General features: G+C 44.7%; 35 protein-coding genes and 1 pseudogene. 31 read left to right on the forward strand and 5 right to left on the reverse strand.

Annotated features, from left to right (window positions below):
* Positions 1-97: 97 nt before the first annotated feature.
* Both L3V77_RS24155 and L3V77_RS24160 read right to left on the reverse strand, forming a co-directional pair.
* On the reverse strand, positions 98-673 hold the full coding sequence (locus L3V77_RS24155; RefSeq protein WP_275137359.1) for a hypothetical protein: 576 nt from the start codon (positions 671-673) through the stop codon (positions 98-100).
* Between the two features lies 1 nt (position 674).
* On the reverse strand, positions 675-1,322 hold the full coding sequence (locus L3V77_RS24160) for a phage repressor protein CI (RefSeq protein ID WP_275137360.1): 648 nt from the start codon (positions 1,320-1,322) through the stop codon (positions 675-677).
* Positions 1,323-1,466: 144 nt separating this feature from the next.
* Here L3V77_RS24160 and L3V77_RS24165 point away from each other — a divergent pair, with 144 nt between their 5' ends.
* The 8 genes from L3V77_RS24165 (at position 1,467) to L3V77_RS24200 (ending at position 5,805) form a co-directional block, all read left to right on the forward strand.
* Positions 1,467-1,679: a hypothetical protein gene (locus L3V77_RS24165; RefSeq protein WP_275137361.1), complete on the forward strand. Its 213-nt coding sequence runs from the start codon at positions 1,467-1,469 to the stop codon at positions 1,677-1,679.
* A 116-nt stretch (positions 1,680-1,795) separates the two neighbouring features.
* Positions 1,796-2,338, forward strand: a complete 543-nt coding sequence (locus L3V77_RS24170; protein ID WP_275137362.1) for a phage regulatory CII family protein — start codon at positions 1,796-1,798, stop codon at positions 2,336-2,338.
* A gap of 9 nt (positions 2,339-2,347) precedes the next feature.
* Positions 2,348-2,665, forward strand: coding sequence for a hypothetical protein (locus L3V77_RS24175; RefSeq protein ID WP_275137363.1), 318 nt, complete (start codon positions 2,348-2,350; stop codon positions 2,663-2,665).
* A gap of 23 nt (positions 2,666-2,688) precedes the next feature.
* Entirely contained in the window at positions 2,689-2,958 is a 270-nt protein-coding gene (locus L3V77_RS24180) for a hypothetical protein (protein ID WP_275137364.1), read from the forward strand.
* The gene (locus L3V77_RS24185; RefSeq protein ID WP_275137365.1) at positions 2,955-3,182 is read left to right on the forward strand and encodes a hypothetical protein; all 228 of its coding nucleotides are present in this window, start codon (positions 2,955-2,957) and stop codon (positions 3,180-3,182) included. The genes L3V77_RS24180 and L3V77_RS24185 overlap by 4 nt, the downstream gene beginning before the upstream one ends.
* Entirely contained in the window at positions 3,182-5,215 is a 2,034-nt protein-coding gene (locus L3V77_RS24190; protein WP_275137366.1) for a hypothetical protein, read from the forward strand. Before L3V77_RS24185 ends, L3V77_RS24190 begins: the two co-directional genes overlap by 1 nt.
* Before the next feature lie 115 nt (positions 5,216-5,330).
* Complete coding sequence (locus L3V77_RS24195; protein ID WP_275137367.1) at positions 5,331-5,552, forward strand: hypothetical protein; 222 nt, start codon at positions 5,331-5,333, stop codon at positions 5,550-5,552.
* 19 nt (positions 5,553-5,571) lie between these two features.
* The gene (locus tag L3V77_RS24200; RefSeq protein ID WP_275137368.1) at positions 5,572-5,805 is read left to right on the forward strand and encodes a hypothetical protein; all 234 of its coding nucleotides are present in this window, start codon (positions 5,572-5,574) and stop codon (positions 5,803-5,805) included.
* Between the two features lie 31 nt (positions 5,806-5,836).
* Here the strand turns inward: L3V77_RS24200 and L3V77_RS24205 are convergent, their stop codons facing one another.
* The 3 genes from L3V77_RS24205 to L3V77_RS24215 form a co-directional block, all read right to left on the reverse strand.
* Positions 5,837-6,088: an ogr/Delta-like zinc finger family protein gene (locus tag L3V77_RS24205; protein WP_275137369.1), complete on the reverse strand. Its 252-nt coding sequence runs from the start codon at positions 6,086-6,088 to the stop codon at positions 5,837-5,839.
* Between the two features lie 65 nt (positions 6,089-6,153).
* Positions 6,154-7,182 (reverse strand): phage portal protein, encoded by a 1,029-nt coding sequence (locus L3V77_RS24210; protein ID WP_275137370.1) that lies wholly within the window; start codon positions 7,180-7,182, stop codon positions 6,154-6,156.
* On the reverse strand, positions 7,179-8,945 hold the full coding sequence (locus L3V77_RS24215; RefSeq protein WP_275137371.1) for a terminase family protein: 1,767 nt from the start codon (positions 8,943-8,945) through the stop codon (positions 7,179-7,181). The genes L3V77_RS24210 and L3V77_RS24215 overlap by 4 nt, the downstream gene beginning before the upstream one ends.
* Before the next feature lie 175 nt (positions 8,946-9,120).
* On the opposite strand from L3V77_RS24215, the gene L3V77_RS24220 reads away from it, so the two are divergent.
* The 23 genes and pseudogenes from L3V77_RS24220 (at position 9,121) to L3V77_RS24330 (ending at position 25,976) form a co-directional block, all read left to right on the forward strand.
* A complete protein-coding gene (locus L3V77_RS24220) occupies positions 9,121-9,993 on the forward strand; it encodes a GPO family capsid scaffolding protein (RefSeq protein WP_275137372.1) in 873 nt (290 codons plus the stop codon).
* Positions 9,994-10,986: a phage major capsid protein, P2 family gene (locus L3V77_RS24225; RefSeq protein ID WP_275137373.1), complete on the forward strand. Its 993-nt coding sequence runs from the start codon at positions 9,994-9,996 to the stop codon at positions 10,984-10,986.
* A 7-nt stretch (positions 10,987-10,993) separates the two neighbouring features.
* Positions 10,994-11,710, forward strand: coding sequence for a phage terminase small subunit (gene gpM, locus L3V77_RS24230; RefSeq protein WP_275137374.1), 717 nt, complete (start codon positions 10,994-10,996; stop codon positions 11,708-11,710).
* Between the two features lie 129 nt (positions 11,711-11,839).
* Complete coding sequence (locus L3V77_RS24235; protein WP_275137375.1) at positions 11,840-12,304, forward strand: head completion/stabilization protein; 465 nt, start codon at positions 11,840-11,842, stop codon at positions 12,302-12,304.
* Positions 12,305-12,317: 13 nt separating this feature from the next.
* Positions 12,318-12,800 (forward strand): phage tail protein, encoded by a 483-nt coding sequence (locus L3V77_RS24240; RefSeq protein ID WP_275137376.1) that lies wholly within the window; start codon positions 12,318-12,320, stop codon positions 12,798-12,800.
* Positions 12,797-13,456, forward strand: coding sequence for a phage virion morphogenesis protein (locus L3V77_RS24245; protein ID WP_275137377.1), 660 nt, complete (start codon positions 12,797-12,799; stop codon positions 13,454-13,456). Before L3V77_RS24240 ends, L3V77_RS24245 begins: the two co-directional genes overlap by 4 nt.
* 1 nt (position 13,457) lies before the next feature.
* The gene (locus L3V77_RS24250; RefSeq protein WP_275137378.1) at positions 13,458-14,591 is read left to right on the forward strand and encodes a DUF2586 domain-containing protein; all 1,134 of its coding nucleotides are present in this window, start codon (positions 13,458-13,460) and stop codon (positions 14,589-14,591) included.
* Positions 14,588-15,043, forward strand: a complete 456-nt coding sequence (locus tag L3V77_RS24255; protein WP_275138245.1) for a phage protein — start codon at positions 14,588-14,590, stop codon at positions 15,041-15,043. Before L3V77_RS24250 ends, L3V77_RS24255 begins: the two co-directional genes overlap by 4 nt.
* A 2-nt stretch (positions 15,044-15,045) precedes the next feature.
* Positions 15,046-15,252, forward strand: a complete 207-nt coding sequence (locus tag L3V77_RS24260; protein ID WP_275137379.1) for a TraR/DksA C4-type zinc finger protein — start codon at positions 15,046-15,048, stop codon at positions 15,250-15,252.
* 3 nt (positions 15,253-15,255) lie between these two features.
* Entirely contained in the window at positions 15,256-15,465 is a 210-nt protein-coding gene (locus L3V77_RS24265; RefSeq protein ID WP_275137380.1) for a hypothetical protein, read from the forward strand.
* Positions 15,452-16,051 (forward strand): lysozyme, encoded by a 600-nt coding sequence (locus L3V77_RS24270; RefSeq protein WP_275137381.1) that lies wholly within the window; start codon positions 15,452-15,454, stop codon positions 16,049-16,051. Before L3V77_RS24265 ends, L3V77_RS24270 begins: the two co-directional genes overlap by 14 nt.
* Positions 16,038-16,376 carry a hypothetical protein gene (locus L3V77_RS24275; protein ID WP_275137382.1) on the forward strand — a complete coding sequence of 113 codons (339 nt, stop codon included), beginning with the start codon at positions 16,038-16,040 and terminating at the stop codon, positions 16,374-16,376. The genes L3V77_RS24270 and L3V77_RS24275 overlap by 14 nt, the downstream gene beginning before the upstream one ends.
* On the forward strand, positions 16,345-16,578 hold the full coding sequence (locus L3V77_RS24280; protein ID WP_275137383.1) for a hypothetical protein: 234 nt from the start codon (positions 16,345-16,347) through the stop codon (positions 16,576-16,578). The genes L3V77_RS24275 and L3V77_RS24280 overlap by 32 nt, the downstream gene beginning before the upstream one ends.
* A 4-nt stretch (positions 16,579-16,582) precedes the next feature.
* Positions 16,583-16,876, forward strand: coding sequence for a putative phage tail assembly chaperone (locus tag L3V77_RS24285; protein WP_275137384.1), 294 nt, complete (start codon positions 16,583-16,585; stop codon positions 16,874-16,876).
* Positions 16,877-17,061: 185 nt separating this feature from the next.
* Positions 17,062-18,891, forward strand: coding sequence for a phage tail tape measure protein (locus tag L3V77_RS24290; protein ID WP_275137385.1), 1,830 nt, complete (start codon positions 17,062-17,064; stop codon positions 18,889-18,891).
* Entirely contained in the window at positions 18,872-19,225 is a 354-nt protein-coding gene (locus L3V77_RS24295) for a DUF2590 family protein (protein WP_275137386.1), read from the forward strand. Before L3V77_RS24290 ends, L3V77_RS24295 begins: the two co-directional genes overlap by 20 nt.
* On the forward strand, positions 19,222-20,427 hold the full coding sequence (locus L3V77_RS24300; protein WP_275137387.1) for a baseplate J/gp47 family protein: 1,206 nt from the start codon (positions 19,222-19,224) through the stop codon (positions 20,425-20,427). The genes L3V77_RS24295 and L3V77_RS24300 overlap by 4 nt, the downstream gene beginning before the upstream one ends.
* A complete protein-coding gene (locus L3V77_RS24305; RefSeq protein WP_275137388.1) occupies positions 20,420-21,091 on the forward strand; it encodes a phage tail protein in 672 nt (223 codons plus the stop codon). The genes L3V77_RS24300 and L3V77_RS24305 overlap by 8 nt, the downstream gene beginning before the upstream one ends.
* A 2-nt stretch (positions 21,092-21,093) precedes the next feature.
* Positions 21,094-21,912, forward strand: a pseudogene (locus L3V77_RS24310) (phage tail protein); the annotation flags it as partial.
* Between the two features lie 500 nt (positions 21,913-22,412).
* The gene (locus L3V77_RS24315) at positions 22,413-22,952 is read left to right on the forward strand and encodes a hypothetical protein (RefSeq protein WP_275137389.1); all 540 of its coding nucleotides are present in this window, start codon (positions 22,413-22,415) and stop codon (positions 22,950-22,952) included.
* Complete coding sequence (locus L3V77_RS24320; protein ID WP_275137390.1) at positions 22,953-23,843, forward strand: hypothetical protein; 891 nt, start codon at positions 22,953-22,955, stop codon at positions 23,841-23,843. It begins immediately after the preceding gene.
* Positions 23,844-23,853: 10 nt separating this feature from the next.
* The gene (locus tag L3V77_RS24325; protein WP_275137391.1) at positions 23,854-24,333 is read left to right on the forward strand and encodes a DNA-binding protein; all 480 of its coding nucleotides are present in this window, start codon (positions 23,854-23,856) and stop codon (positions 24,331-24,333) included.
* Positions 24,330-25,976 carry a hypothetical protein gene (locus tag L3V77_RS24330; RefSeq protein WP_275137392.1) on the forward strand — a complete coding sequence of 549 codons (1,647 nt, stop codon included), beginning with the start codon at positions 24,330-24,332 and terminating at the stop codon, positions 25,974-25,976. Before L3V77_RS24325 ends, L3V77_RS24330 begins: the two co-directional genes overlap by 4 nt.
* The last annotated feature ends 224 nt before the right edge of the window (positions 25,977-26,200 follow it).

A 26,200-nucleotide genomic window follows, 5' to 3' on the forward strand; every position in this document is an offset into this window, starting at 1 on the left:
GATATAAATAGATAAAACAAAATTTTCAGAGAAAAAGATCAGATATGTGAATGAACGCATAAAAACTTGTAACTAGGGTTATTCATGATAAAACGATTTATGATTTAGTTGTAAAAGACTTCCATGAAGATGATTTACAAGTGAGTAATAATATAATCGCATATATTCCAGTAAGAGCCACTGCAATAATTAATTTTTCGTTTGAGCCTAAATATTCGATGTCGCCCATAAATGCTAGCAAATAATTTAGTATCAAACCGATCCAAACAAAAATAGTGAAATCACTAAGTGCGATAGCTGTTTTACTTACAGAGAACTTACGTGAATTTAACCAACACGTTTTATGTTGCAACGTATCTTTAGCTCTAAAAAGTTCACCGACGTTAGCTTTAACTTCAAGCTCAGTAACCATGGATTCCCAATGTTCTTGCCAGTATTTACTTCCTCGGTTAACAAGACTCCAGCAAAGTGAACAGATAAGTCCAAAACAAGCAACAACAATAGCAAGGTTAGGTCTAGGGGTGTCTGCCGACATTAATGCGCCATATCCTAATCCAGCAGTCGCAATAAACCCCCAGAAAAACAATGAGCGTTTCCAATATAAATCTATTTCAAAATTACGAGTCGCTATAGCGATTTTATAAGCTTCAAAATGAGGGTCGTGTTTTGCCATATCACCCAACCCTCATCCCAACAACAACCTTCCCAACAACCTCAATATCCCCATCAACAACCTCGATAGTCGAACCATCAAAGCTTATGGCCAACTTGCCAGGCAATCTCTGAATTTGGTTAATGGAGTATCGGCCATCGATGCGGATAAGGTAATTACCACTTACAGGGTCGGTTTGGTTTCTATCAATTAGCGAAATACCTTCATTAGTCTCTATCTCAACTAAATCCGCGTTCTCCAACTTAAAGCCTCTAATTCTGCGGCTTGGGTAAGGTATCTCACCTGTCGGTAACATCTCACCATTTGTCAGGCAAAAGCTTTTAAGAATGATTGTTTTTAGCTGCTCATTCGCAGTAGAAGATTCAGGTTCAATGCTCGGCAGGGTAGGCGTCTTTTTTTCGGCGGCAAGGTGCCATTGTTCTGGCTTTAATGCCAGTTCTTCAATCGGGATACCCGAGGCCAAATGCAGGCGAACCATCAATTCATGTGACGTTCTGTTGTGGGTGTTCCAAGTGCTAAAAGTTGCCTTTGGCATTTCAAGAAGCTCTGACATCTCCAAAAGAGTTTTGCACTTCGTCAGTTGTTTGAGATTCTCAGTGAAATCTACGCCACTCAGATAATCAAATGCAGGGATAGTATTATTTGGCATCTTTAAAATCCAAAAGTTAGATCTAGATCGTTATTAGGTATTGTAAAAATCCGTTTGGCGATCTATTATCTGTTTCGTCAACGGTTGTTCTGAGCCACTACTCTGCCAACCATATGTTTACAATCAGTTAATTAGGATACCACCATGCTCTCATTTCAGTTAGTAATTCCTGCTCCATTTATGACATTCGACGAGTACGCTCGTTTCAGTGGTATGACTCCTCGAACCATCGCCGACTGGGCAAGTAAAGGTAAACTCATCATTAAAAAGAAAGAGTTACCAAGAGAAACGCCATTAGTAAATGTGGTTGCAATGACAGAGCTCGCAACCCGCGAAGCTCTAGAGCAAATGGGTTAGCCCATGAATCGCTCAAATCCCAAAAGAGAGCTTTGGACCTTACTAATTGAAATGATCGGTTGGTCCCTTTTTCTCTACTCCATCTTTCCGTTCGTCTTTTTTTAGGATTGTCGTTTATGGAACAGCATATCGCCATGTGCGAATTACGTGACGTCAAACAGCGAGGCTACGACGCTGCATGTTGTGATTTCGCCATCAACCACAACATGGAAAAGCTAGCGGGCAGGGTAGGGATTAAAAGCGGAACCATGCTTCGCAATAAACTAAACCCAGAACAGCCGCATAAGCTAGACCCAATTGATTTGGCGTTGCTGTGCAAAGAATCGGGCGACTTTACTATCTTGAATACGCTGATGGCCGACATGGGCGTGATAACCGTTCCCGTCCCAGAAGGTAAAGACAGCCTTAACCTGTTAGAACGGTTTTTGAAGAACTCAGTTTATGCCGGTGACTTATCACGCGATGCATTGGCCATGGGCCACACCAACAGTGTTCCCCGAAGCCAAAAACGCAAAACCCTTTCCAAAGCGCAAGCCGCCTTGGGTAATTTGGTTTTGCTTATATCCGACCTAGAAAGCCGAACCACGGGCCTACAACCATTAATGCAAATGGGCACAGACTTTCTGGTCAATGGTTCACCCATTCCCGGACTTGCTTAGGAGTTAATTATGTCAGTAGCCAACGTCATTCCTTTATTTCCCGGCAGAACGCCGGTGATGCACGAGCCAACCAACCCCGCGCACATGCCTTGCCCAGACTTGCCGTGTTATTCGCTAAATCAAGATCAAAAAAATCGGGGTTTAGAGAACTTAGCCAAGATTCGTGAACAACTTAAAAACAAGCAATTGCAGCCATTGCGAGAAGAAGGTGAAGCACTGCGTGTGCGGGGGAAATATGCCGTTGAAACGGGCGAACAGGTTCGTATTGCTGATCAAATTAAAAAGTTAAAAAAACAGGCCGAACGAATAAGTGTTCGTTGGTCTTAACCGCAATGTGTAGGAGAAAAACCATGGACAAAATACTAGCCATATTCAACACACTTATCGAGATGTCGATTACCAACCGTGAACTCATCTTTATTTATTGCCGCTATTCACCAATGGACCATCAAGTTCTGATTTATGCCTATGAGAAAAACAGCAGCGAAATGCTTTACAAGCAAGAGGTGGATTTAGCCGGAGAAAACCCACTTGATGAGTTACTTATCGCGGAAGACAAGCTGATAAATTTTATCTGCCTCGCGAAAGAAAACCATCAGACAGTGGAGGACGCAGCATGATGTTCGCGGCGGTTTCTCTTTGCCCAATGGGCGGTATCGTTCGAGATGAAGAAACGATGGAAGCATTAACCGAAGAAGTGGGTAATTTTGAATCGGAGAACGAAGCGATTGCCCACGCTTGCCTCAACCTGCAATGTGACCATTTACACAATGGTGTCATTAGCCGAGGGAAAGGCAAGGGTGGTTATATGGTGGTGACTACGCAGGAGTTAGAGGAAGTGTAGTGCAAGAAAAACAGATACTTTATGTCGCTGGGGCCGTAATGCCCCACGACAAAATCAGAAAAAACATCGCCAGCTCTCATGCTGGTTTTTTAGGTTCCAAAATCTACACCGACCAAGAACAACAACTTTTGGATTCCGGTGTTGTTAAGAAAATCCCAATTTATGATCGCGTGCTTGGCCGAAAGGACAAACACATTGTCGAAATTGAAAAAGAGACCGATTACTACCGCGCACACCATGCCAAAAAAGCCGAGCAACGCGAGGGAAGGCCTAGGCTTGTCCAAGGGCGCAAAAGTCCGACAGGCCGATATTACATTGATAACTTCGATTTCTATAGGCGCTATTTCGTCTCTAAACCCGTGTGTCAGCACGTTCAGACCATTCTTGCTAGCCATGAAGCGCACGACAACTTTGATTCAATCTACGCAAGCTGCGAGCGAAATAAGGCGGGCATCTATCGCAGTCTTGAAGAGCGAACCTATAAAATTGAGCCAATAATTTCACCTGTGTCGCTTCAATTGCAAAAAAAAGATTGGTCTGGGCAGTATCGAGCTCAAGTTGTCACTCAAATTCCATCAAGTAGCCCGCCGCCACCTATTGAAGGTGAACGATATACCGACAGCCTTAAGGCGAGAGCCGTTTCTAAAATTTTTGAATCTGGCGCCTATGTATCAACCTGCCATGAAGGCTTTACCACATTCATCACACTCACGTTCGACCAGGAGCAGCGCAAAAAATTATTTGGTGGCTACAAGGAATCGTTTAGTGAATTCGAAAACTACTACGAAGAGTTCTTTTTAAAAGATGATTTTCTGTGTGAACTAAAAAATTACAAAGCATTTACGCCACTAGAATACGAACGAAATATGGGTGGAGTGGTGAGAGATATTGCTGGTCCTTATACCACGCTGCCTATTCGAAAAAGAATGCCCAAACTTATGAATGCATCGGGTGCAATCGCAGGCGATTTTTGTTTGCTTTCCCAAAAGCCAGAAACTGAGTTTAAACGGACCAAAACCAATGAAACAACTATAGGCAAAGAAGTCGGTCGTTTTTTAGATGGCTGTAAAAAAATGTACCACCGTGGATGGAAAGCGGGTGATGAAAAGGTAGATGGCCATAACACCAAACCTTCTGAGTTTGGGCCAACGCGGGACAAAGCCGATTTCCATAGTATTTGGGTGGCGGAGTGTCCGCCGAATCAAGATGGAGAACCTAACCCGCATGTTCATATTTTATTGAAATGGACAGTTGAACCTCATTTGTTTAAAGCCTGGGCAAAACGGCTTGAAGGAATTTGGGGTCATGGTATGGCCCATATTGAACGCATTCGAGAACCCAAAGCGGCCAGTTCTTACTTAATCAAAGCGTTGGGTTATGCCACGAAGGGTGAAAATGCAGATCAGGGTTTGATAAGGGGCAATCGATACAATATTGCTCAGTGTTCACGCGCCCCAGAGTGGGAAACACTGGCGTCGTTCGAAGTCGGAAATATAACGGCGGTTATCAAAGAACTTGGCTACAAGTTAGAGCAATGGAAAAGGCCGATAGAACGGCAGATAGCCAAGATGCATTATAAGAAATCCATTCTCAAAAAAGATCACAATATCGCTAAGAAATCGGGCAAACCGGAGGAGTACACAAACAAGCTATACCAGAAAATCATTCGATTAGAAAAGTCGGCTATCAAAGCCAAGGAAACCATGAAATCTCGCGGTGTTCATGCGTCTACCAAAAACCGTTTTTCAGTTTCGTTCGATGGGGAAGAAGCCGAGAAAAAGCTCGACGATTTTTTAATGTGGGCAGCTGGGGCTCGTGGTTGGTCGATGGAATGCAAAGATATCGATTTATCAGATCTAAAGGAATGGGCAGATGAAAACTATCACCATGAGTTTATCCGATTCCAGGATAAACGCGCCTACTGGAAGGCCGTGATCGAAGCGGGCCCGCTAAGGGAAGAGCCTGATGAAGATGAGGTTTTATATTGGCGGAATATTCAATATGAATATACGGAAGGTAGGGCTTGCGCCTAAGTTCTGCTGAGGAAGGATAAACTTGATTTGATCGTCATACCAATTTGAAAAACACCTGTATAAAAACCCATTAAAATACTGTATATATGTACAGGTATATTTGGAGGGGCTAGGTATGCCATTAAAACAAAAAGATATTTTTTTACAAGCTTTAGAACTGATCATCGATGGTGTCGCGCTTAGTACACCCGTGGAAAACCGTGCATCGGTGGGTGTTTACCTGATGAGTTTGGTGATTTCAGACACCAAAGGACAGTTAGATGCGGACAAGATAAAAGCGATGATGAGTATTATCGAATTGGCGGATGAAGCTGATAGTCCAGCTTTCAAACTATAAGGATTTTAGGGGGAACAACATGGAAATGGCCTCATCAGACGATATCGCGTACTTAAGAATGCTCTTTTCTCCTTTTGACACAAGGATATCAGCAGTAGACCCAGAGAAAATTTCGCGTATGCATAAATTATTTTTAGGACAAGAAAGAGGAATAGTGCACCCAACCTTAATCTATAGGTACCTGACGGAATCAACACCATTACCTAAATCAGGTTATGACATGATTGTTGAGCTACTAACGGTAGGTGAATAGTCTGTTCAGATAGACGTTCTAGCGTTAAGAATTACAGCATATTCAATTGGTGTTTAAGTTCTTGTCTCTTTTCTGGTGGCAGAGCTTTCACCAAGTCAAATGCAATTTGAGAAGTCGTTTTTGCTGATGGGCTTAGGCTATGAGCAAAACTCAAATTCATTACAAACGTATGCCCGCATTCTGGGTCACTGCAAGAGCAGTAAAGATCGGAATAGGATGATGAAATTCTATTCGTTTTTTGGATACGGGCTTTTGCTGAACATTCTGGACAAAGTACACGCATAAAATAACCTAACATAAACGACTGACCGCTTAATATTACGTCAGTACCTGTGTTTTTGTACAGTTTTATGTGTCTGAATCTGTTGAGATATTAAACTCTAAATGTAGGCTTATTGGTATCTCTGGGTCATTGTTCACTTCATCCATGATGAGTTGGCATACAGGAATAATTTCGTCTTTCGCATATTCGCTGCCAATCTTGATCGGGTCACCTAAATTGGTGGTGCCTTCTGGTATCAAACCAGCTTTACCAATAGGGAAACGATGAGATACTAAAATATCTTGAGCGGTAATATTCTTGATACGCTCAAATTCATCTTTAGTCGCAATGTCACCGACAGGAATAAGTTGAATGCCTTTCTCTGCGCCGTTAGGAATATTCACAAACATACTTCGGAAATTTCCAACACCTCTCGAACCTGCAATTTTTTCCTTTAGCATTTCTTCGTCTTCATCACTAAGGTTTGGGTCAGTGGCGTAGAATATAAATCCCATGTGGGCGCCGTTCTTGTAGTAGCGACGGCGAAATAAAGTGGCGTCTTTGTTCAATAGGCTGCTTTGAATACCCCCTAAATAATCGGCCAAACCATAAATTTGTTGTTCTGGGTCGTATTGGGGAAGGTAGATAACGTCTTTTTTCTTATAAGATTTTTGTTTGTTATCTCTTTCTAAAATAACAAAATCACCATTTTTACGTTGTCGTAAATGCATAGCTGGCAATGGGTGAAGTCGCACGACTTTGCCGAAGTGATTGCGTATTTTAACAAATGCCGCGTCACCAAAAGTGAAGTAATCACGGCAAAATGCTTGGATATGTCTGCGTCGAGTGCCGCCGCCATGATTAAATCGAGCTGCAACATAATTGGCTCGCGCGATAAGCAATGAACAATGATAAGCGTTTGCTCTGGCCACATCGGCCAAACCAGAGCGAGAGATAGGGGGCTCCCAGTAATTGTCGGCATCGTTGTAAAACAAATCGTTATAAGCTGTCATCCAACTATTGCTGTCTACCGTTTCAGCTGTATTGTCGATTGAATAAACCGACTCAGAATGTTGAGTGTCTTTTTCAGTGATGATATGTTTTTTTTTGGTCATGCTGCAGTGGCCCATGTTGATTTGGTAGGAGTGAGATCTAACGGTTCGTTTATGATGGCGTGTGAGATAGCCCAAAATGCATCGGCATGGCCAGTGGTGTCGCTTCGTTCAGCTTTAAATGTCATCATGTTTCCACTTGCGGTTGGTACGCGTTTAATTGCCATGAATGCCATGGCTATGTCTTTATGTTCAGCATCGAATTGAAGTCGATTAGACTCGACCACATCAATCATCTTGAGTACCAGGCGGTTTTTATTTTCATTGCTGTAGTGAATGGCGTGCGCTTCTCGCGGGTATTTTTTGGAAATTAGATCCCATACACCGCCACCGATACCCGTGGTATCAACCCCTATATGAGTAACGTTGTATTTTTTAAATACCTTGTCTATTTCCGCTACGTGATACTGAAAATTAAGCCCTTTCCAATAATGTTTTTCTAATACGCGAAACATTTCTGGTGCAACAATAGGAGGTGCAATGACAACCAAACACGCGTTGTCTCGAGTTCGACTTGGGTCGTAACCTAACCAAACCTCACGACGGTCAAATGGCTGTTTGTATTTCGGTTTAAAATCTTGCCAATGATCGATATCAACCATCGCTTTTTCAAGATCAGAAAACTTGAATACCGAGGCATTTCCATCAACAAACAGGCACATGAATAGGTTGTCGAAATCGTCTTTGCTGTATTCATCGCGCAACTCGTCAATATCAAAGAGATCACACCCACCGGAAACCGCATCTTCAATAGTCACGACATAACGCCACTGTTTATCCGGGCAAAGAACGCCGCCTTTTCTAAATTCTTCAAAGCTTGGGAATTCAACCTTTTCACGAGAATCTTTGCCCTTACGCCATTTATCACCCGTCCAAAATGGGTAAGCCTGGTGCATTTTAGAAGAGGGGGTCGAAAAGTAGGTTTTTCGCCATTTGGTGTGAGTGGCCATGGCCGAGGCAAGTTTGTTTAGCTCATCGAATTTGGGTATCCAGAAATACTCATCTATATAAACATGGCCATGGTAACTCTGTGCGGTTTTACTGTTTGTAGAAAGGAAACGTAATTCAGCGCCATTGGAAAGAACAATAGGGTTACCGCTTAACTCGATATCTAAAAACTCTTTACCAATGGCAATAATATAGCTGCGGAACACTTCGGCTTGAGCGCGAGAGGCCGATAAGAATATCTGGTTGTCGCCTGTGAGAATCGCGTCTTCTAATGCTTCACCGCTAAAGTAATACGTTGCGCCAATCTGACGAGATTTAAGAATATTTCGAATGCGCTGCTTAATGTTATTGCGCATTGTATGTTGGTATTCAAAAAGTGAGTCATGCCAGCTGCCAAAGTCGTCTTTATCAAACTCACTAACATCGTTCTTTTTCCGGCTCTTTTTACGCTTGTTTTCTGATGACTGGTCAGAACTTGAATTGCTGCCGCTTCCAGATGGTTGTTCCAAATATCGTTCGGCTTTTGCTTTTGCGTCTGAGTTGGCTTTTAGTAACTTAACGTGATGGTCTATTAGTTTATCCATCTCCTTAAGTTGCTGATCGCTTTTATCATCCCTATCGATAAGCACGGCCAATCGACGGTTGATCATATCTTCTACTGACAGTTCATTAACCAGTAATGCCCAGCCGTGTTTTTTTGCCCACTCATAGATAATGCGCTCACTATTTAAAGAAAGCTGCATTTGTATTTCTTTAGGAAGAACACCGCGTAAATAAAGCTTTTTCGCGGTCTCTTTTACTTCATTGGAATATGCCATGGCTGAATCATACGCGTCAAAATCACTCAAATAACAAAGTGAAATTCGGCCAATTTCGGATACGGCCTATATCCGAATTGGTAGGAACAGAAGTGGCTGAAAGCACCTATTCAAAGGCGTATTGTTGGCTGCAATTAAGATTTATTTGACGTAATGACTTAGGCAAATACCAACAATGAGTAAAACCAGTGATTGGAAAATAGTAGCAACTGAAGGTTCTACCGTTGACGGCAGAAAAATCACCGCGTCTTGGATAAAGGATATGGCAGAGCTCTATTCTACTTCTGAATACACCGCCATGGTTTGGCCTGAACATTATCGTTCTTCTTGGGCACCATTTGAAGGTAAAAACTGGGGTGTGGTTGAAGAGCTAAAGTCTGGAAAAATGGACGATAAATTGCGCCTATTTGCCAAAATTACGCCTAATAAATATCTGCTCGATTCCAATAAAGACGGTCAAAAACTCTTTACCTCAATAGAACCAAACCCAGATTATAAAGGCGAAGGCCGTTGTTACCTTGAGGGCCTAGCTGTGACTGACTCCCCAGCATCTACAGGTACAACGCGCCTTACTTTTTCCCGTAATAACCAAGACACAGATATTGAATGCAGTGATCTTGAAGAGCTCAATTTTTCTGAGTGCTTTTCTCGGTCTGACCGCTTCTTTTCTTTGTGCAAAGATTTCTTTGGCTCTGAAGAAAACAACTCAGAGCAACCCATTAACCCAGAGGACACCGACGTGACCAAAGAAGAACTGACCGCCGCATTGAAGGAACAATTCAGTGCGCTTAAAGGTGAGTTGAAAACGGAGCTATCTGCAGAATTTGCTACTAAGTTCTCGGTAAATAAGCCCGACTCACAAGAAAAACCAGAAGGCAAAAATGAAGGTGCAACAGTAGAACAGTTCTCTGCGGCTCTGGATGAAAAGCTGAATCCACTTATGGAGAAAGTAACTGGTTTAGAAACTAAATTCGCTGAACTTTCACAAGAAGTACCAGGTCAAGAACCCGGTGCCGAAGGGTCAAGTTCTAAAATGGAGGTATGTTAAATGCTGAATGCCGTATCTACTGCTTACTTAGCTGAGTTCAGCTTATCGGTTGCTCAAGCTGCAGGCGTTGACGCTCCTTATGGTACGTTCAATATCACGCCTCCAATGGAAACAAAGCTACGCCAATGGATTCTAGAATCACATGATTTCTTGAAGATGGTGTCTCTACTTCCTGTTCAACAAATTAAGGGTCAAGTTGTCGATGTTGGTAACGATGGTCTTTCAACTGGTCGCACCGAAAATGGTCGATTTAGTCGTGAAATGGGTCAAGCAGGCAATACCTACGAATTGATTAAAACCGATTCAGGCGCTCATATTATGTGGGAAACCATGACTCAATGGGCTAACTCCGGCAAGAAAGACGAATGGTTAAAATTAATGCTGAGTGCGATTACTCGTATTTTTGCATTGGATATTTTACGCGTCGGCTTCAATGGTACTTCCGCTGCAACACCAACTGATCCGCAAGCTAATCCGTTAGGACAGGATGTGAATAAGGGCTGGTTAACTATCGTTAAAGAGAAAAAAGCCGCGCAAGTTCTTGCCGCCGCTAAATTAGACCCAACAGGGGAAACTGCAGATTCGTATAAGAATTTGGACTCGCTTGCTCAAGACCTTATCAACACCACTATTGCGTCGGAACACCGTCAAGACCCTGACTTGGTGATCTTAGTTGGTTCTGATTTGGTAGCCGCAGAGCAACATCGTCTATTGGAAGCGGCAGACAAACCAACTGAGCACAAAGCAGCTCAATCTCTGGCGAAAACCATTGCAGGTAAAAAAGCGTATACACCGCCATTCTTCCCTGCAAAAGGCATTTGGATCACCAATACGAAGAACTTACAGGTTCTTACTCAGACGGGTACTCAACGACGTCGCCAAAAGAACAACGAAGACCAAGACCGCTATGAGTCAAACCATCTTCGTATGGAAGGTTACGCAGTAGGTAATTTGAATAAGTTTGCGGCAATCGAAACTGTAACAGTAGTGTAGGTGAATCATGGTTAGCCCATTAGCAAGACAGCGTCAGGAATTACTAAAGAAGCAAGCTAACCAGTTTACGCCAGAGGTTCCTGGCGTGAACACCGACAGCCTGCATATTAAGTTGATTGAATTTGAAGAAGACCGTAAATACCTGCGCTCTAACTTCAATTCTATTGGCGCCCGTATTGAGCACAAACGGAACGTCCTTATCCCCAAATACAAACCGTTGGTTGAAGCGTATTTAGCAAGTGGCGAGTCGTTTGAAAACCCAATCTTTACCAATTTGGTTGTCTGGTTATTCGACATTAAAGACTTGGATAATGCTATCGAGTGGTGCTTGAAAGCCATTGAATTGGACTTGCCAACACCGGATAACTTCCGACGAGATTGGCCAACGTTCTGCGCCGATGAAGTGTTGGATTGGGCTGAAACAGAAGCAGGGCGTGGTAACTCAGTAGAGCCTTACTTTAGCCAGGTATTCGAGAAGGTTGAAAAGCAATGGGAGCTACATGAAGCGGTTCACGCTAAGTGGTTCAAGTTTGCCGGCTTAAATCTGATCCGAAACCAAGAAGGAAGCCCGCAAGCTACGGCTATCGGAAACCTAGAAACCTTAGAGAAAGCATTGGGTTTCCTTAATCATGCGCACGATAAGAGCAGCAAGGTGGGTGTGGGCACACAAATTAAGAAGATAGAGCAACGTATTAGAGCCCTGAAGGACGGTAAAAACCTTTAGGTGCGCAACGGCTCCTACCAACGCCGAGCCTCCTCTGGCGAGGATACGACAGCTTTTAAGCTCATCGTGATCCGTCGACCCAGTGGTTAGAGGCTTACCCATTTAAATTTTAGACAGGCAGGAATGGCAATGTTAACTGGCTCATCGGGTCCCGACTATCAAGACACTGAAATCACCAATGATGGCTTTTGGCCAAACATTAACGCCGGTGATTTTGAAAAGCGTCGCGGTATTCCCGCCGCTCAAGATTCGGAGCGAATTGCTATCGCGTTAGTGAATGCCACGTCTGAAATTAATGACCAATTGGAAAAGCAGAAAGCCAAGTTTATAAAGCTTGGCCATGCGACCGCGAATGATATACCCGCGTTCCCGAAGTTGAACGGGAAAAACAAGGTGCTTTATCAATATGAGTCAGCCGTGTTTGCCAGGGCGAAAGCCGATTTACTGCCAGACATTGCAACGGTGCACACCAAAGACAAGGGTGATCATTTAGCCGAGCGCAGCGACGAAACCAAGCGAGAATTGTTAGCCGAAAGCCAACGCATCGTGCGCAATATCAAAGGGCTTAACCGCTCATCGGTGGAACTGATATGAGTGAGTCTTCGTTATGAATGAGCAGTACCAAGCGGGTTACAAGTTAAGGGATTTGAAAGCCTTTTTAGATGTGGTGTTAGGTCCAAAAATCGCCAAGGGTTTAGAGGTTGAAATGACCAATATAGAACTCATTTTAACGCCTAAAAATATGGGGCATGGGTTCGTCATTATGAATCAACGTTATATGGCGGAGATCTATATCGACCGTCTGCCATTTAACAAATATAACCCAGCGGTGCTGTTTGCCAATGTGGGTGCCTGGCTAATGGATAACGACAGCCAACGAGAAGACAACGACAACCTAGACGACCCTGAAATTGAAGTGACCATTGATGATGAAGATAGTGCCGAAATCCTTATCAATGTTCATTTTGAAGAGCCAGTGAAAATAGTCGAAAACCCAGAGGGCGATATCTACTGGCGCAATAAACGCTGGTCGATTGAAGAGTACGAAATATGGGTGGCTAAAAAGCTTGTTGATGTAGTGAACCAATGATCACGTTTAAAGCCGATGAACGGAGCTTTTTAAGGGCGAAAGAACAACTAGCGCTGGTTGGTCTACCGACTAAATCGAGACAGCGGATCTTAAAAGAGATTGGCAAAGTTATCGCCAAGCAGACGAAAAAGAATATCCGAGCTCAACGTGATCCAGAAGGTCGGTCATGGAAGAAACGAAAAAACGGTAGAAAGAAAGTACTTCGAGGCTTTACTAAAAAGCTAAAGCATTACCAGAGAAAGAGTAACCGAGAGGTGGTGATTGGTTGGCCAAGTGCTCGAGGAACGATAGCACAAGCGCACCATTCGGGTATTGATGAACCAAGCGGATTATCAAAACGTAAACGCCAGGCTAAAAAGCAAAATGAGCCAACAAAGAATGACCCGGCAACACGAGATCAAGCGAAAGAGCTTAGAGACTTGGGTTATCGACTTGAAAAGCAAGGCAGGCAAAAAAGAGGCAAGAAACCAACGGTTAAGTTCATCATGCAGAATTTCACTCTTGGAGAAGCCGCTAAAAAGATACAAGAGCTAGAGAATAAATCTCCGGCTAGAAGTTGGGACATTAACCGCCCAGAACGTCGCTTGATAGGCGCAAGCCCTAAACGGGTCGCCATGATTATCAAACGAGAAATGAAGCGAATCAGGAGTAAGTAACATGGCATGGCCTACCGTCATAATTAACATTTTGAACATGATGCGCGGACCGATTCCGGGCGTTGAATTCCATTTCCTATTTGTGGGTTATGGAAATGTACCAGAAGGTGCGGCGCGTAATCTCATCATGGTCGATAACACCAGTGATCTTGATAAGGTCCTTGCTAAAGCTGATGCGTCGCTATTGCAAACGGTCAAAGCGGCGCAGCTCAATGGTAAACAGAGTTGGACCGCAGGCGTCATGATCCTAAAGGAAGGTGACAACCTTAAAGACGCTGCATTCAAAGCCAATGAAGTATCCAGCTTTGAAGCCATTCTTTTCAATATGCCTGCACCAGACAAAGCATTCTTAGAAGAAAAAATAGCCCTTCGTCACGAACTAAAAGCCAAACTTGGCCGTGAAGTCTTTGTTATCTGCACCACGGCCGCCATTGATAACACCGCTGAAACGGGCGATACATGGGCAGAATGGTTACCCAACGTCGTCGCAGTTCAAAGCGGCGTGGCGAGTGAGTACATCACCGTGGTACCGCAGCTGCATAAAGCGAACTCTACCGTTGGTATTTACGCGGGCCGACTAGCAAACCAAGAAGTCTCTATTGCCGATTCTCCTGCTCGAGTAAAGACGGGAAGCATCTTAGGCAACAGTGAATTAATAGCAGATAAAAGCGGCGCTGCTTTAGATTTAGCCACACTCAAAACCTTAGAAACAAACCGTTACGCCGTTCCTATGTGGTACCCCGATTATCCGGGTCAATACTGGACAACGGGACGCACGTTAGATGTGCCAGGGGGCGACTTTCAAGATATTCGCCATATCCGTGTGGCAATGAAAGCGGCTCGTAAGGTTCGTATTCGCGGTATCGCTCGAATCGCCGATCGAGAATTTAACTCCACGCCGGGCAGTACCGAAGCCGCCAAACTTTATTTCACTCAAGACCTGCGTGAAATGGCGATAGTTAAAAAAATCGGTGATTACGAATTCCCCGGAGAGATAAAAGCGCCACTGGATGAAGACATTACGATTACGTGGATTAGCAGTGATGAAGTGGAAATTCTACTGGCGGTTACCCCTTATGAATGTCCGGTAAAAATCACCATCGGCATCATGCTCAATAAACGTTTAGGAGAATAACGATGTCTCGATTTTCTGGACAAAATTTCGATGTGACCATTTTAGGCGTCATGGTTCATGTGGAAAGCGCGAGCGCCACGATTAGCGACGAATCTGATGTGGCCAAAAGTCGCGGTATTCCCGACGGTTTCACCTTCGGCGCCGTTGGCTGTGAAGTGGAATACGAACTGGATTTGAATAACTTTCGCAAGCTTCAGCAAGAAGCGCGTTCGGCAGGTAGCTGGCGCGGTATTAAACCTCATGATTGTCTGTTTTACGCCAACAATGGCGACGATGCCGACAAGATTGAATTGTTTGGAGTGAAGCTGAAGATAGAAGACTTGCTCAGTGTTGATCCATCCAGTGCGGATAAGACCAAACGTAAGCTAAAGGGCTTTGTAACCAGTCCGCACTTTGTACGCATCAATGGCATCTCATATCTGAGTGCCGACGATACACGGAACCTCATTTAACTATGCCGGACTTATTTGATCATGCTAGCGGTCTTGAAACCAAATTCACCGAAATGGCGATTGCTCGTCAGCTTCAACGGACGAGACAAAATGCCACAAAGGAAAGTGAAGAGTCCTGTCTTGGTTGCGGAGTACAAATTCCGCAACCAAGACGAGAGCTCGTACCAGGTTGTGAATACTGCGTTGAATGTCAGGCATTGCGGGAGTAATCAATGAAAGATTGGTACGACAGACTAACCAGTTATATCGCCTATGGGATATCCCTAACTGGTATGACGGTAAGTAAATTGACCTTAGAACAGTGGTATTTCCTTTTGTCTTTGCTTATCGGTTTTATCGCGCTTGGTCTGAATTTTTGGCACAAACGAGCGATGCAAAAAATCGCCCGTGAAAAAGGAGTCGCTATAAATGAAGTTGACTAAAAAAGTTGTATGTTCAGTCGTTGCGGTTATCGGGCTTGTGACAGGTGGTGTGAGCGTGGGCACTTCTATCGCACCAATTGGAGAGGTTGTTATTGATGGACAATCAATCGCTGAACTTCGTATTAGCCAAGTAGGGCTAGAAATCATTGGTAATGCAGAAGGGTGTCGCCAATCGCCTTATACCTGCCCGTCGGGTCTTGCGACCAACGGCATCGGTAATACACATGGTGTTAAAAATAAGGTGATTTCGTTAGAGCAGGTGGCGATGGATTGGGTGAAAAACATTCAAGAGTCAGAACGATGTATTACAGATGCAGAAATCGTTGCAGGTAAAACAATGACTCAAGGTGAGTTTGATGCCTTTACGTCCTTTAGTTTCAATACTGGATGTCGTCGGTTTATGCAGAACCCTGACGGCAGTTCAACCAGAATTTATCGTTACATAACATCCGGGGACTTTATTAAGGCATGTAAAGAACTGCCTAAATGGGTATATGGCGCAGGTGTGAAGTTGCCCGGACTGATTAATCGGCGAGGGCTTGAATATGAGCGTTGCGTATTTAGCAACAAGCATGAAATGGGGTAAATGGGCTCTACTGGTTGGAGTGTTTGTTGCGATGGTTTCGATGTGGTTGATGCTAAAAGCAAGCAAGGCAGAACAAATGGCTTTGAATGGAAGGTTAGAAAATGCACTTTCCGCCAATCAAGTTAGTCAAGCAAGCATCAATACATTAACGGATGAGAAGAACCAGATAAATCAGTTGCTCGTAGATAGAGCGCGTAAGTACAACAAAGTAGAGGGAAAGTTGAATGCTGATATTAAAACGCTTAGGACTGAATTGGCGGGTTATGAGTGTTATCAGCAGCCTTGGCCTAGTGATGTTATTGACAGGCTGCGCGAACCCTATTGAATCCCAAACGACAGTAATTATAGAAAAGTTACCGCCTGCAGGGCTAATTGTCCCGTGTAACAAGCCAATTATCAAAGCGGATAATCCGTTAGTGACGGCAAGCGAAGATGTACCAAAACTTAAGGCTGCTTTGGGGAAATGCGCAGAGCAAGCCGAAGACTATTTGAAATGGCGTGCAGAGCACGAAATAAATAAGGACTAACAGCATGAAAACCGAAAATAAAGCCGTAGTACTTACCATTGGCGCAACAGATTTCAACTTTACGCCAACGGTTCAAGATCATAACAACTACATGAACGAGCTCATGCCCAATAACAAAGTGGCACCGATGCACCTGTACTTGTCGCGAACGGTCGCGCCTGAACAAAAAGAAGCATTGGTTGCGCTGCTTGATACGGTGCCAGGTTTAACCTCTGAAATCTTTGCCGAAGTAACGAGTGCGTCAAAGGGTGGCATTACGGTAACGCTAAAAAACTCACCAGTCGTGCTGCTCGCATAGGAGAAAACTCGATAGAACAAGCGTTAACGCTGCGTCGTCATTATCTGCCAAGTGAAGAAGATGACGAACAAAACCTAGCCAGAGCACTCTGGCTTGATAAGCATTTTAAAGAACGCCAAGAAATTGCCATCAATAATGGCGTGGTGAATGTACTTAACCAGCTTAGGAAGTAGTGCTTAGAACTCATGAATGAAAAGCTACTAATGCAGATTGGTTTGGTTGATCAAGTGACCAAACCATTGCGAGGTGTCACCAAAGATATGCAATCTTCTATGGATTTAGGCCGTAGAGGGGTGCGTAACGTTGCGACAGGCGCAGCGGGTTTGGTGGCGACCGGATTGGCGATTCAAAATGCACTCATGCCGGCTATCGAAATTGATAGAAAGATAGGTGAAGTAAAATCACTGGGTGTGGTTCAGCAAGATTTAGACAAGCTAGAGAAAACCGCTTTGTCTTTCTCTGCTCAGTATGGCAAATCCGCCACGGAATTTATTGGCGCTTCTTACGATATCAAATCGGCGATGGGCAATATTAACGGTGATCAACTCGCCGACATTACCAATAGCTCTGCGGTGCTCGCCGCTGCCACTAAAGCCGATACCGCAACCATCACCAATTACATGGGTACCATGTACGGCGTGTTTAAAAATCATGCCGATGAAATGGGTGTGGGTATTTGGTCTAAAACCGTGGCAGGTATGACGGCGCAATCGGTAGAGATGTTTAAAACCACGGGCTCAGGCATGAGCAGTGCGTTTACCAGTGTGGGCGCCGACGCAACCAGCGCAGGCATTGCCATGGAAGAACAGATGGCGATTCTAGGCACATTGCAATCGACCATGAGCGGCAGTGAAGCGGGTACCAAATACCGGGCATTCATTGGTGGTGTATCCAAAGCTCAGGACAAACTCAATTTAAGCTTTACCGATAGCCAAGGGGAAATGCTCCCCATGCTCGATATCCTAGATAAATTAAAGGGTAAATACGGCGATACGTTAGATGTGGCCGAATCGGCCGAGCTTAAAGAAGCCTTTGGTACCAAAGAAGCCAGCGCCATGATCAAGCTATTGATGGCCGATACCGATGGTTTGGCGGCGAGTATCGAAACACTGGGTAATGTTCAGGGTATGGCGAAAGCCGAAGAAATGGCCGCAGCCATGACCGACCAATGGCAGCGTTTAGAATCGGTTTGGTTTGCGGTTCGAGCCTCTGTTTTTGGCGCTGTATTGCCTTCCATTAATGCCGTTATCGGTTCAATGGCGGATGGCATGATGGTCATTGTAGGTTGGGTAGATGAGTTCCCAATCTTAGGTCAAATCCTTGGTTGGGTCGCACTGGCAGGCTTGTCTTTGGGTGGAGTTGTTGCAGCGTTGTCGCTGAGTATGGGCATTGCGCAAATGATGTCTGCAGGTTGGGGCGTCACCATGGGTGTACTCAAGGCCATTATGCTTGTCACAAGAGTGGCAACATTAGGGCTGACCTCGGCGGTGTGGACATTTGGCGCGGCTTTACTTGCTACGCCTATTGGTTGGGTTATCGGTATTGTCGCGCTGCTCGTTGGCGCGATAGCCGCCGCTATCTATTGGTGGGACGACTTGAAAGCGACGTTCGGAGATTCAACGATTTTTAAGATGCTTGGCAATGTTATTGAATGGATTGTCGACAAGCTCAACATGATACCGGGTATCGATATCGAGTTTAACGCCTCGAGTATGCCAGATCTTGATGCGGCAACGGCCGCGCAAACCGTTGAACGAACGGCGCCCAAAGAAATCACCGCCGCCGCGATTGCCTCCGACAGCGCCATGATGCCGACATCAGATTCAACAGAACTGTTTGCTTATAAGAATGCGCAAAACATCGCGAAGCCGTCACCTTCTGCTATCTCGCAGCTCACAACAAACAATAATCAACAGGGTGGAAAGGTGAATTCCTACGGCGACGTGTACATCACCGCACCAAATGGAATGACACCTGATCAACTTGCTGAATGGGATGAACTCAATGCTGGATAGTGATGATAAATACACTGATATTAAAGTGATCGATGGCGGTTGGGATCTGGATTCAGGCCAACAAGCCACCTTGTGCAATAACCTTTATAGCGTGGCTCAAGATATTAAACACGCGATCATGGAATCGGGGTTGGCTCGTTTATTGGTTGCCGAACGAAACCCCGCATTACGCGCCGATGTCTTTGTCCAGATAGAGCAAAAAGCCGAGCTGGACACGCGAATTGTTCCGGGTAGTGCAACCGTAACGGAACTATCACCAGGTGAAATATTATTAACCGCAACCGCCTATGAATTTGGCGGGCTAGAACTGTCAGTTTTAGAGGACAACGTATGAGTAAAAGACCGACAGCTGATTTTGTAAAAATCTTATCTGATGCCGGTGTGCCGGTGACAGAAGCGGAACTGGAAACAAAGTTAAAACAAGAAGTTTCTGGGGCTGGCAGTGAAGTGTCTAACGATTCGAAAATGTCACCGTTCTGGCGTTGGGTGAGCGCGGCTGTGGTTAAGCCTGTTCTTTGGTTGATTGAAATATTGTTAGCCGCGCATGTTATGCCAAATATGTTTGTCGGTACCGCAGAGCGTTGGGCGTTAGAGCTTAAAGCATGGGAGTTGGATGTAGAACCTAAAGGCGCCGTAAAAACACAGGGTCAAATTACCCTAACGAAAGCCAATCAAGCTGACGCGGTCACCGTGGCCGAAGGGGCCATTATTCAAACCTTGCCGATTGATGGCGTGATTTACCGCGTTAAAGTATTGGCCCAAAGCGTGATTGATGTGGGCAATGCCACGGGTAAAGTATTGGTTGAAGCCTTGGAAGCAGGCGCGGCCTATAACTTACCCGCCGGCTATTTTAATATCTTGCCAGAAGCGCTACCGGGTATTGTCGCCGCAGAAAATGAACCCGACTGGATAACCCAATTGGGCGCCAACGCCGAAACCGATGAAGAGTTGGCCTTAAGGCTACAAAACGCGTTTACCAGCTCTGGCGAGTGGCATATTGATGACGCTTATCGTTCTATTATTTCCAGTGAAGCGGGTGTGCGTAGCGACAATGTTTACTTCAAGAACACCGGTCATATTCAGCCTGGTACGGCCGACGCCTTAATCGTGATGGAAGTGGGGCCAACCCCTCAAGCGACGTTAGACAAATTAAATACGCATATTATGGATAACGGCCATCATGGCCATGGTGATGTGCTCACTTGTAAAGCGATGCCAGATAGTGATCAGGATGTGATTGCCGATGTGGTGTTGGTGACTAACTTAGATGAACAACAAAAAGCGGATGAGTTGACCGAAGTTGAAAATCGTATTCGAGCGGCATTTCGTGAAACCGAAGGCTATCCAGAAATGACCAGAGCAAAGCCCAATAGCCGCTTTAGCTTGTCACTACTTGGCAGTGAAATTCATACCAATATGACCAGGGTTGCATCGGTGAAGTTCACCGTGGGTGAAAAGGTACAGGAAGATATTACAAGCCAGTTAGAGCAGCCTCGTATTAACTCGTTAATCGTTCGGGAGTTGGTGAATGGATAATCAAAACCAACACGCCCCTAAACTACCAAAAACCGTGATCCCTTGGTGGCAAGATGGCAACACCACATCAGAAGAGAAGAAAGAACCCTTCTTTTTATCCGGTGGCGTATTTACCTTTATTCAATTGGTGTGGGGATGGTTGTTGTTTCCCCTGCAGCAGATGGACGCATTAACGTGCAGCGAACCGTTGTTAAACTTATTAGCATGGGACCGAGACATTCAACGTTTTAATGGTGAGCCACTAGCCTTATTTCGTAAGCGGGTGAAGTACGCCGCTATCAATGCCAAAGACGCCGGAAGCGTGGCGGGATTTAAACGAATATTTGAACGTTTAGGTATCGGTATTGTGGACTTTAAAGAACGTGAAGATGTGGTGCAGTGGGATGTGTGCACCATTGAGTTAACCGACAGCGATGTTTCACAAAACAGTAAGCTGGTTCAAACCCTCATTGAACAATATGGCCGAACCTGCAGACGCTATCGCTTTCAGGTGACCTACCCAGCAACAATTTTTTTAGCGTGTGGGGAATTCTCTCACTCCTTTGCTATCTACCATGCTGCAAACAAGCTTGAAACTTCGGTTCGGTTTGTGGCCAATTCCATTGAACATCAGCAGCAGGTATTTACTGCGAGTCTTTCTTCCGTCAATAAGGGGAGTAATTAATCATGAGCCAAGCGGCTATCCCATTACAGTTTGAACAATATATGCAAAATCAGATCAGTGTTGGCAAATCACCAGATATGAATGAAATGGTTTTTGCCTATATTCCTGACCTCGATTTAGAACAACCCATCGACAGAACGCAGGGTTTACCTGATGTGGCTAAGTGGGTGTATCAACAAGACATTGACCAGGTTGGTAAAGTGTGTGACAACGCTCTAGCCTATTCGGTGGTGATTGCTGGCAGTGTGGCTGAATTTACATTCAACGCTATTTATCTGCGTGACAAAAACGTACCAAATTCGTGCGGCATGGTGGTGCATAAACCCGATGAAACCAAAGAAAACGGCTCAAGCGTCACCAAATCACTGCTTCAAGAATACGTGGGCGCGGCCGAAATTGTAGGTGTAATTGTTGATGCAGGAACCTGGCAAATAGATTATCAAGCCAGGTTAAAAGGCATTGAAGAAGACCACCGTTTGGCCTGCTTAGATACTTACGGCCATACCGCTTTTGTTGATGGTTTTGATGTTACCCAACAAGCCGATGTTACTAAATATCTAATTTCACCTGGTGTGGTTTATGTAGGCGGTTTACGTGGTGTGCTTACCAACGAAATTATTCAAACCATTGTGACCAAACCTACCGACATTTATTTGGATGTTCACCGCGCAGGTACCAGTACCTCTAAGTGGGAGAATATTCTAGAGGTTCGTGTTTCTGATGTGGTACTAGCTGATCATGTTGTGAATGGTGTTCAGCATTATGTGGCGAAATTAGTGGGTATTGATGCTGATGGTTCGGTAGATGATTGGCGGATTAAAGGGGGATTGGCTGAACATGAGCAGCAAACTGACCCTCATCAGCAATACGCTAAAAGAACTGATTTATACAGCCGTACGCTAGTTACGCCTCTTGTTGAGCAGAAGGGACAAGATTGGTTAGGTGTTGATTATGATGATTCAGATGCAGTGGGAGCGAATCCTACAGCGAAGATATACCCAGATGGCACTATTATAGGGTCAACAGAAAATGGCTCCTACATTAAATACCCAAACGGTGATCTTGAGTGCAGTGTATATACAGTAGGCACATTTTCCTTTGCGCCATTTGGAAACACCGCTTATGCCGATGTAAGACAAACCTTTCCAATAGCATTCATCGACTTACCAAAAGTAAATCCATCTGCAAACATAAACAACCAAGTGTCATATACAGGGCATTGCATCCCGTTTAATGGCTACAGTGACATTAGAGTCTGTGCAGACTCTGCAGGAACCTACACTACAAATTATGGCTATATCGCTAAAGGCAGGTGGAAATAATGAGATTCTATGATTTGATGCTTACACCACTGACGGGTAAAACATTTTTGCAGCAGAATGAAGCTGGAACGTGCATAGAACAGATAGATGAGCGTGTGTCTGTTTATTTCCAATCTGTAGATTTAAAAAAATATGAGCGTACCTTTGATATTGAGGGTTACCCGACTCTCAAGGAGTACGCCCTAGATGACAATGGGGAGCGTTATAGCTTTTACCTGATTGAACCTGATAGCAATGGTGTATATCAGCCAGATGAGAAAGCGATTGAACTAACTCAAAACCAAACATTTTATAAAGCAGAATATGATTGGGCTGCATCTCAGTTGGACTTTGTAGACTTGCAGTTGAAATATATAGCAAGCTCCGATAGTCGGGCTGTTTCTACTAGTGATGCTTGGTTCGAGTACGCTAGAGCACTGAGAGACTATTGCTCGAAAACGACCGATATGAATGGCAGAAAAACATATATCGTTAATGATATTTCTTCGAAGTGCGTTGTTGGAGTGAATGGCAGACCTGTCGCTCCAGACGAGGTTTAAATGAGTTGGAAACAATCCCCACTAAGTTGGCCTAGCCGTTCGCAAGCAATTCAAACCAGTGCCGAGCAGGTAACAGATCTAATCGGCACAACGATGAATGATGCCGTTAGCCGTTTGACTACTCTTGAAAGTGACGCCAATTACGGGCGTCACGCTTTAAGTACCGAAGCCGAGGCATTGTTGGGGCTTCGTGCTGATCTGGAATTATTGCTTAATCAAGGAACCGTGTTGAGTGTTTCGCCTTATCAGTTTCAAGTCGGCAGCTCATTAGACTCGGGACATTATCTAAACCCGCAAGCGGCCATCAATGTACTTAAGGCCAAATTGCGGGACCATACAGATACGTATAGACCGATTGGTGAGTTGCATTGTATTGCTGTCATGGTGACGTCCTCACAATTGGCCACGTTCGCGAGTAATTTGGCCGAACTGGTGTCGGCTTTTCCGTTGCCAGAATGGTGTCAGGTGGCAAGACAATCCAAAGCGCTAACCACAAATGAAACAAACAAGTTTCACCAACCTGCGGAGATTGTTCAACCCCGCTTTAAGCCTACGGCGAGTCTCAACGTTAATCCGCTAGGTGACTACTTAACGCTGCAAGGTGCTCAATTAGCCACCCTTGAATCATTGGCCAATGACAAAACCAACGTGATCGATAAGTTGCAGACACTTGCGACAAAACGAGCCACTAAGTTGAGTGATATTCAAAATCAGATTAATGCACTTAAAAATCTAAAAGGGTCGGTTTGGTCGATGAGTTTAACGGGTAATGCCGAAAGTATAGCGACACAACTATCGCAAGCTGGCGTACCTAATACTCATCAACATACGTTAGCCAGTCTATTGATTAGCGATAAACCACTGACGTTCTTTAAAGACTTACTTTGTTAGGAGAAATGCGATGTTAGCGTTAGACGGTATCGTGATAGGTTTGGATTCAATGAAGGTCGATATGTCGATGGAACTTAAAGACCAGGACATGAGCGGCCAATCTTCTGGTACCGATGCGGCAGAGCAAGGTGATAAGGGGAAAAAGTTAACCATTAGTGGGCGAATTCCGTTTATCAGCATGGCTAATCTGACGCTACTCTATTCAATGGCTTCTGACAAAGACGACACCAATGCACGTAAAATCTACCGCATTGGTAACGACATTGCGCTGGCGCTGAAAATTCGCCAGGTGAAATTTACGGGCCGAATCAGCGCCCGTGAGCATGACAGCTTGCAGGCGTGGAATGTCTCTTTTGAACTGCGAGAGCATAACAGCGTAGCGGAACAAAAAGAGCAGCGAACCAAAGAACAAACCAAGCCAGAGCAAAGGGAAAATACGCAACTTAAACAAGCCTTAGCCCAAGCCCAAGCCGATGAGGCAACCCAATGAAGCTAGAGAAACGCCTTTACATCAGTAATGAAGAAGTGAGTTTGGTCAGCAACATGGTGAGCCTAAAACTGTCTCTTGGTGGTGTTGGTATCTTTAAAATCAAGGCACAGTTACCGCCAGAAAGGTTTGACTCGGTTCGCCTTGATATTGGTTACGAGAATAAAATGCAGCCCTGGTTTGAGGGGTATATTGATAAGGTTCAACCTGCAGAAAACGGCTTCTATAAAGTGAACGTAAAAGAGCTTTCGGGCATTCTTGCCAAGCGTTGGCCGATTAGCCTAGAGCACCCAACAGTGAAAGAGGTGATCGATAAACTGGCTGCGTTAACCGGATTAGAATTCAAACTGCCTCAGCAAGATTACATCAATAAAACCATCCCAAACTTTGTGTGTCAGGGTAGCGGCTATCAATGTTTAGAGCAGATAGCGAAAGCATTTTCCATTAATGATTATGCCTGGTACCAACATACCGATCAGGTGGTTCATTTTGGTTGTTATCAAGATTCGATATTTTTCAATAAACCCATCACAGTACCACCGGAATTTAGCACCAGACAACAAGGTGACAATATTACCTTCGTCCCGTTCCCGATGCTTAGACCGGGTAGGGTAATGAACGATAAACGTATTATTCGCCTTGATCTGATTGAAGATGAAATGACGGCCTATTGGAAAGCCACGGAAACCGACATTTCGCCAAAGAAGCGCGAAACACTGCAAAACTTCCCTGAACTCGCGGCAGGTTTTCATTTGCCCAAATTTGGCCGAGTGGAAGCCGTGCGAGATAACGCCAAAGCAGGCCAGGTGAATGACCCGTTTCGGCCTCGCTACGCCATCGATGTTCAAATGCTCGATGAAAACCTTGAACCCGACAACAAAGTGCCCGTATATAAATCCATACCGATGCCGGTCACCATGAGCGGCCATGAATCTGGTTTACTGGCCTACCCACTAGAAGGCACATTAGTTGAAATCGCTTTTGCTTATGGCCGTAACGATAGACCAATTATTCGCTGCATTTACGGTCGTGATTACGCACTGCCAACCATTGAACCAGGCGAACAACTTCAGCAGCAGCGCGAAGAAGTAAGCCGCCGCATCGATGCCGCTGGAAATATCACAGAAAAAACAGACCAAACTTACACTCAATCCGCCTTTGAAATTCTGGATAAAGCGAGCCAATACAAAGGTGAATTTGGCAAGCATCACATCACTGTCGATGAACATAGCCTAGAGGAAATAGTAGGCAAGAAAGTGATAGAAGCCCTTGGCGCCATAGAACTATTAGCAGGTGATGATGTAACGTTAGGTAGCTTAGGCAATATGCAGGTTGCGACTGCAGGTGAATTAATTGAAACCATTGGTAAAGTTAGGCGCAGTATTGCTGCAGAACATCAGTGGCTACAAGCACCAAAGACTTGGATAGGCTCTAAAGAAGAAAATGTGTTGATTTTACTTAGCGAATTGATGCAAGTGGTGAAAGAACTGGCTGATACTGCGGCGAGTCATTCACATCCTTATTCATGGAGTGACCCCGCAGGTGCAGGTAGCACATCACCACCTAGTCAGTCAGGTGATTTCGCGGGACATGGTGGTGATAGTGGGGCATTGAAAGCAAGACTAGACCCAATAACTAAAACATAGACCTATAAACACTCACACAATCAACGCAGTCAATCGGCTGCGTTTTCTTTTACCTTGCATCTAAGTATCACGCAGAACCATGCACGAGTGACAGCGCGAAGATATAGCTACGGAATAACACAACCAAGTGACGGAATCCGCACTCCTCTACACCCGCCTGCGCGGTTTTTTGAGTGTTTTTTTTGCAGTTTTGGATTACTGAAATTTCGCCATTAATCTCGAAG

Source organism: Vibrio sp. DW001, assembly GCF_029016285.1.
Classification (GTDB): Bacteria; Pseudomonadota; Gammaproteobacteria; order Enterobacterales; family Vibrionaceae; genus Vibrio.

What these genes read in the sequence shown, in the direction of transcription:
- L3V77_RS24155 (WP_275137359.1), bottom strand. Translation starts at nt 673, where the DNA reads ATGGCAAAACACGACCCTCATTTTGAAGCTTATAAAATCGCTATAGCG.
- L3V77_RS24160 (WP_275137360.1), bottom strand. Translation starts at nt 1,322, where the DNA reads ATGCCAAATAATACTATCCCTGCATTTGATTATCTGAGTGGCGTAGAT.
- L3V77_RS24165 (WP_275137361.1), top strand. Translation starts at nt 1,467, where the DNA reads ATGCTCTCATTTCAGTTAGTAATTCCTGCTCCATTTATGACATTCGAC.
- L3V77_RS24170 (WP_275137362.1), top strand. Translation starts at nt 1,796, where the DNA reads ATGGAACAGCATATCGCCATGTGCGAATTACGTGACGTCAAACAGCGA.
- L3V77_RS24175 (WP_275137363.1), top strand. Translation starts at nt 2,348, where the DNA reads ATGTCAGTAGCCAACGTCATTCCTTTATTTCCCGGCAGAACGCCGGTG.
- L3V77_RS24180 (WP_275137364.1), top strand. Translation starts at nt 2,689, where the DNA reads ATGGACAAAATACTAGCCATATTCAACACACTTATCGAGATGTCGATT.
- L3V77_RS24185 (WP_275137365.1), top strand. Translation starts at nt 2,955, where the DNA reads ATGATGTTCGCGGCGGTTTCTCTTTGCCCAATGGGCGGTATCGTTCGA.
- L3V77_RS24195 (WP_275137367.1), top strand. Translation starts at nt 5,331, where the DNA reads ATGCCATTAAAACAAAAAGATATTTTTTTACAAGCTTTAGAACTGATC.
- L3V77_RS24200 (WP_275137368.1), top strand. Translation starts at nt 5,572, where the DNA reads ATGGAAATGGCCTCATCAGACGATATCGCGTACTTAAGAATGCTCTTT.
- L3V77_RS24205 (WP_275137369.1), bottom strand. Translation starts at nt 6,088, where the DNA reads ATGCGTGTACTTTGTCCAGAATGTTCAGCAAAAGCCCGTATCCAAAAA.
- L3V77_RS24210 (WP_275137370.1), bottom strand. Translation starts at nt 7,182, where the DNA reads ATGACCAAAAAAAAACATATCATCACTGAAAAAGACACTCAACATTCT.
- L3V77_RS24215 (WP_275137371.1), bottom strand. Translation starts at nt 8,945, where the DNA reads ATGGCATATTCCAATGAAGTAAAAGAGACCGCGAAAAAGCTTTATTTA.
- L3V77_RS24220 (WP_275137372.1), top strand. Translation starts at nt 9,121, where the DNA reads ATGAGTAAAACCAGTGATTGGAAAATAGTAGCAACTGAAGGTTCTACC.
- L3V77_RS24225 (WP_275137373.1), top strand. Translation starts at nt 9,994, where the DNA reads ATGCTGAATGCCGTATCTACTGCTTACTTAGCTGAGTTCAGCTTATCG.
- gpM (WP_275137374.1), top strand. Translation starts at nt 10,994, where the DNA reads ATGGTTAGCCCATTAGCAAGACAGCGTCAGGAATTACTAAAGAAGCAA.
- L3V77_RS24235 (WP_275137375.1), top strand. Translation starts at nt 11,840, where the DNA reads ATGTTAACTGGCTCATCGGGTCCCGACTATCAAGACACTGAAATCACC.
- L3V77_RS24240 (WP_275137376.1), top strand. Translation starts at nt 12,318, where the DNA reads ATGAATGAGCAGTACCAAGCGGGTTACAAGTTAAGGGATTTGAAAGCC.
- L3V77_RS24245 (WP_275137377.1), top strand. Translation starts at nt 12,797, where the DNA reads ATGATCACGTTTAAAGCCGATGAACGGAGCTTTTTAAGGGCGAAAGAA.
- L3V77_RS24250 (WP_275137378.1), top strand. Translation starts at nt 13,458, where the DNA reads ATGGCATGGCCTACCGTCATAATTAACATTTTGAACATGATGCGCGGA.
- L3V77_RS24260 (WP_275137379.1), top strand. Translation starts at nt 15,046, where the DNA reads ATGCCGGACTTATTTGATCATGCTAGCGGTCTTGAAACCAAATTCACC.
- L3V77_RS24265 (WP_275137380.1), top strand. Translation starts at nt 15,256, where the DNA reads ATGAAAGATTGGTACGACAGACTAACCAGTTATATCGCCTATGGGATA.
- L3V77_RS24270 (WP_275137381.1), top strand. Translation starts at nt 15,452, where the DNA reads ATGAAGTTGACTAAAAAAGTTGTATGTTCAGTCGTTGCGGTTATCGGG.
- L3V77_RS24275 (WP_275137382.1), top strand. Translation starts at nt 16,038, where the DNA reads ATGAAATGGGGTAAATGGGCTCTACTGGTTGGAGTGTTTGTTGCGATG.
- L3V77_RS24280 (WP_275137383.1), top strand. Translation starts at nt 16,345, where the DNA reads ATGTTATTGACAGGCTGCGCGAACCCTATTGAATCCCAAACGACAGTA.
- L3V77_RS24285 (WP_275137384.1), top strand. Translation starts at nt 16,583, where the DNA reads ATGAAAACCGAAAATAAAGCCGTAGTACTTACCATTGGCGCAACAGAT.
- L3V77_RS24290 (WP_275137385.1), top strand. Translation starts at nt 17,062, where the DNA reads ATGAATGAAAAGCTACTAATGCAGATTGGTTTGGTTGATCAAGTGACC.
- L3V77_RS24295 (WP_275137386.1), top strand. Translation starts at nt 18,872, where the DNA reads ATGAACTCAATGCTGGATAGTGATGATAAATACACTGATATTAAAGTG.
- L3V77_RS24300 (WP_275137387.1), top strand. Translation starts at nt 19,222, where the DNA reads ATGAGTAAAAGACCGACAGCTGATTTTGTAAAAATCTTATCTGATGCC.
- L3V77_RS24305 (WP_275137388.1), top strand. Translation starts at nt 20,420, where the DNA reads ATGGATAATCAAAACCAACACGCCCCTAAACTACCAAAAACCGTGATC.
- L3V77_RS24315 (WP_275137389.1), top strand. Translation starts at nt 22,413, where the DNA reads ATGAGATTCTATGATTTGATGCTTACACCACTGACGGGTAAAACATTT.
- L3V77_RS24320 (WP_275137390.1), top strand. Translation starts at nt 22,953, where the DNA reads ATGAGTTGGAAACAATCCCCACTAAGTTGGCCTAGCCGTTCGCAAGCA.
- L3V77_RS24325 (WP_275137391.1), top strand. Translation starts at nt 23,854, where the DNA reads ATGTTAGCGTTAGACGGTATCGTGATAGGTTTGGATTCAATGAAGGTC.
- L3V77_RS24330 (WP_275137392.1), top strand. Translation starts at nt 24,330, where the DNA reads ATGAAGCTAGAGAAACGCCTTTACATCAGTAATGAAGAAGTGAGTTTG.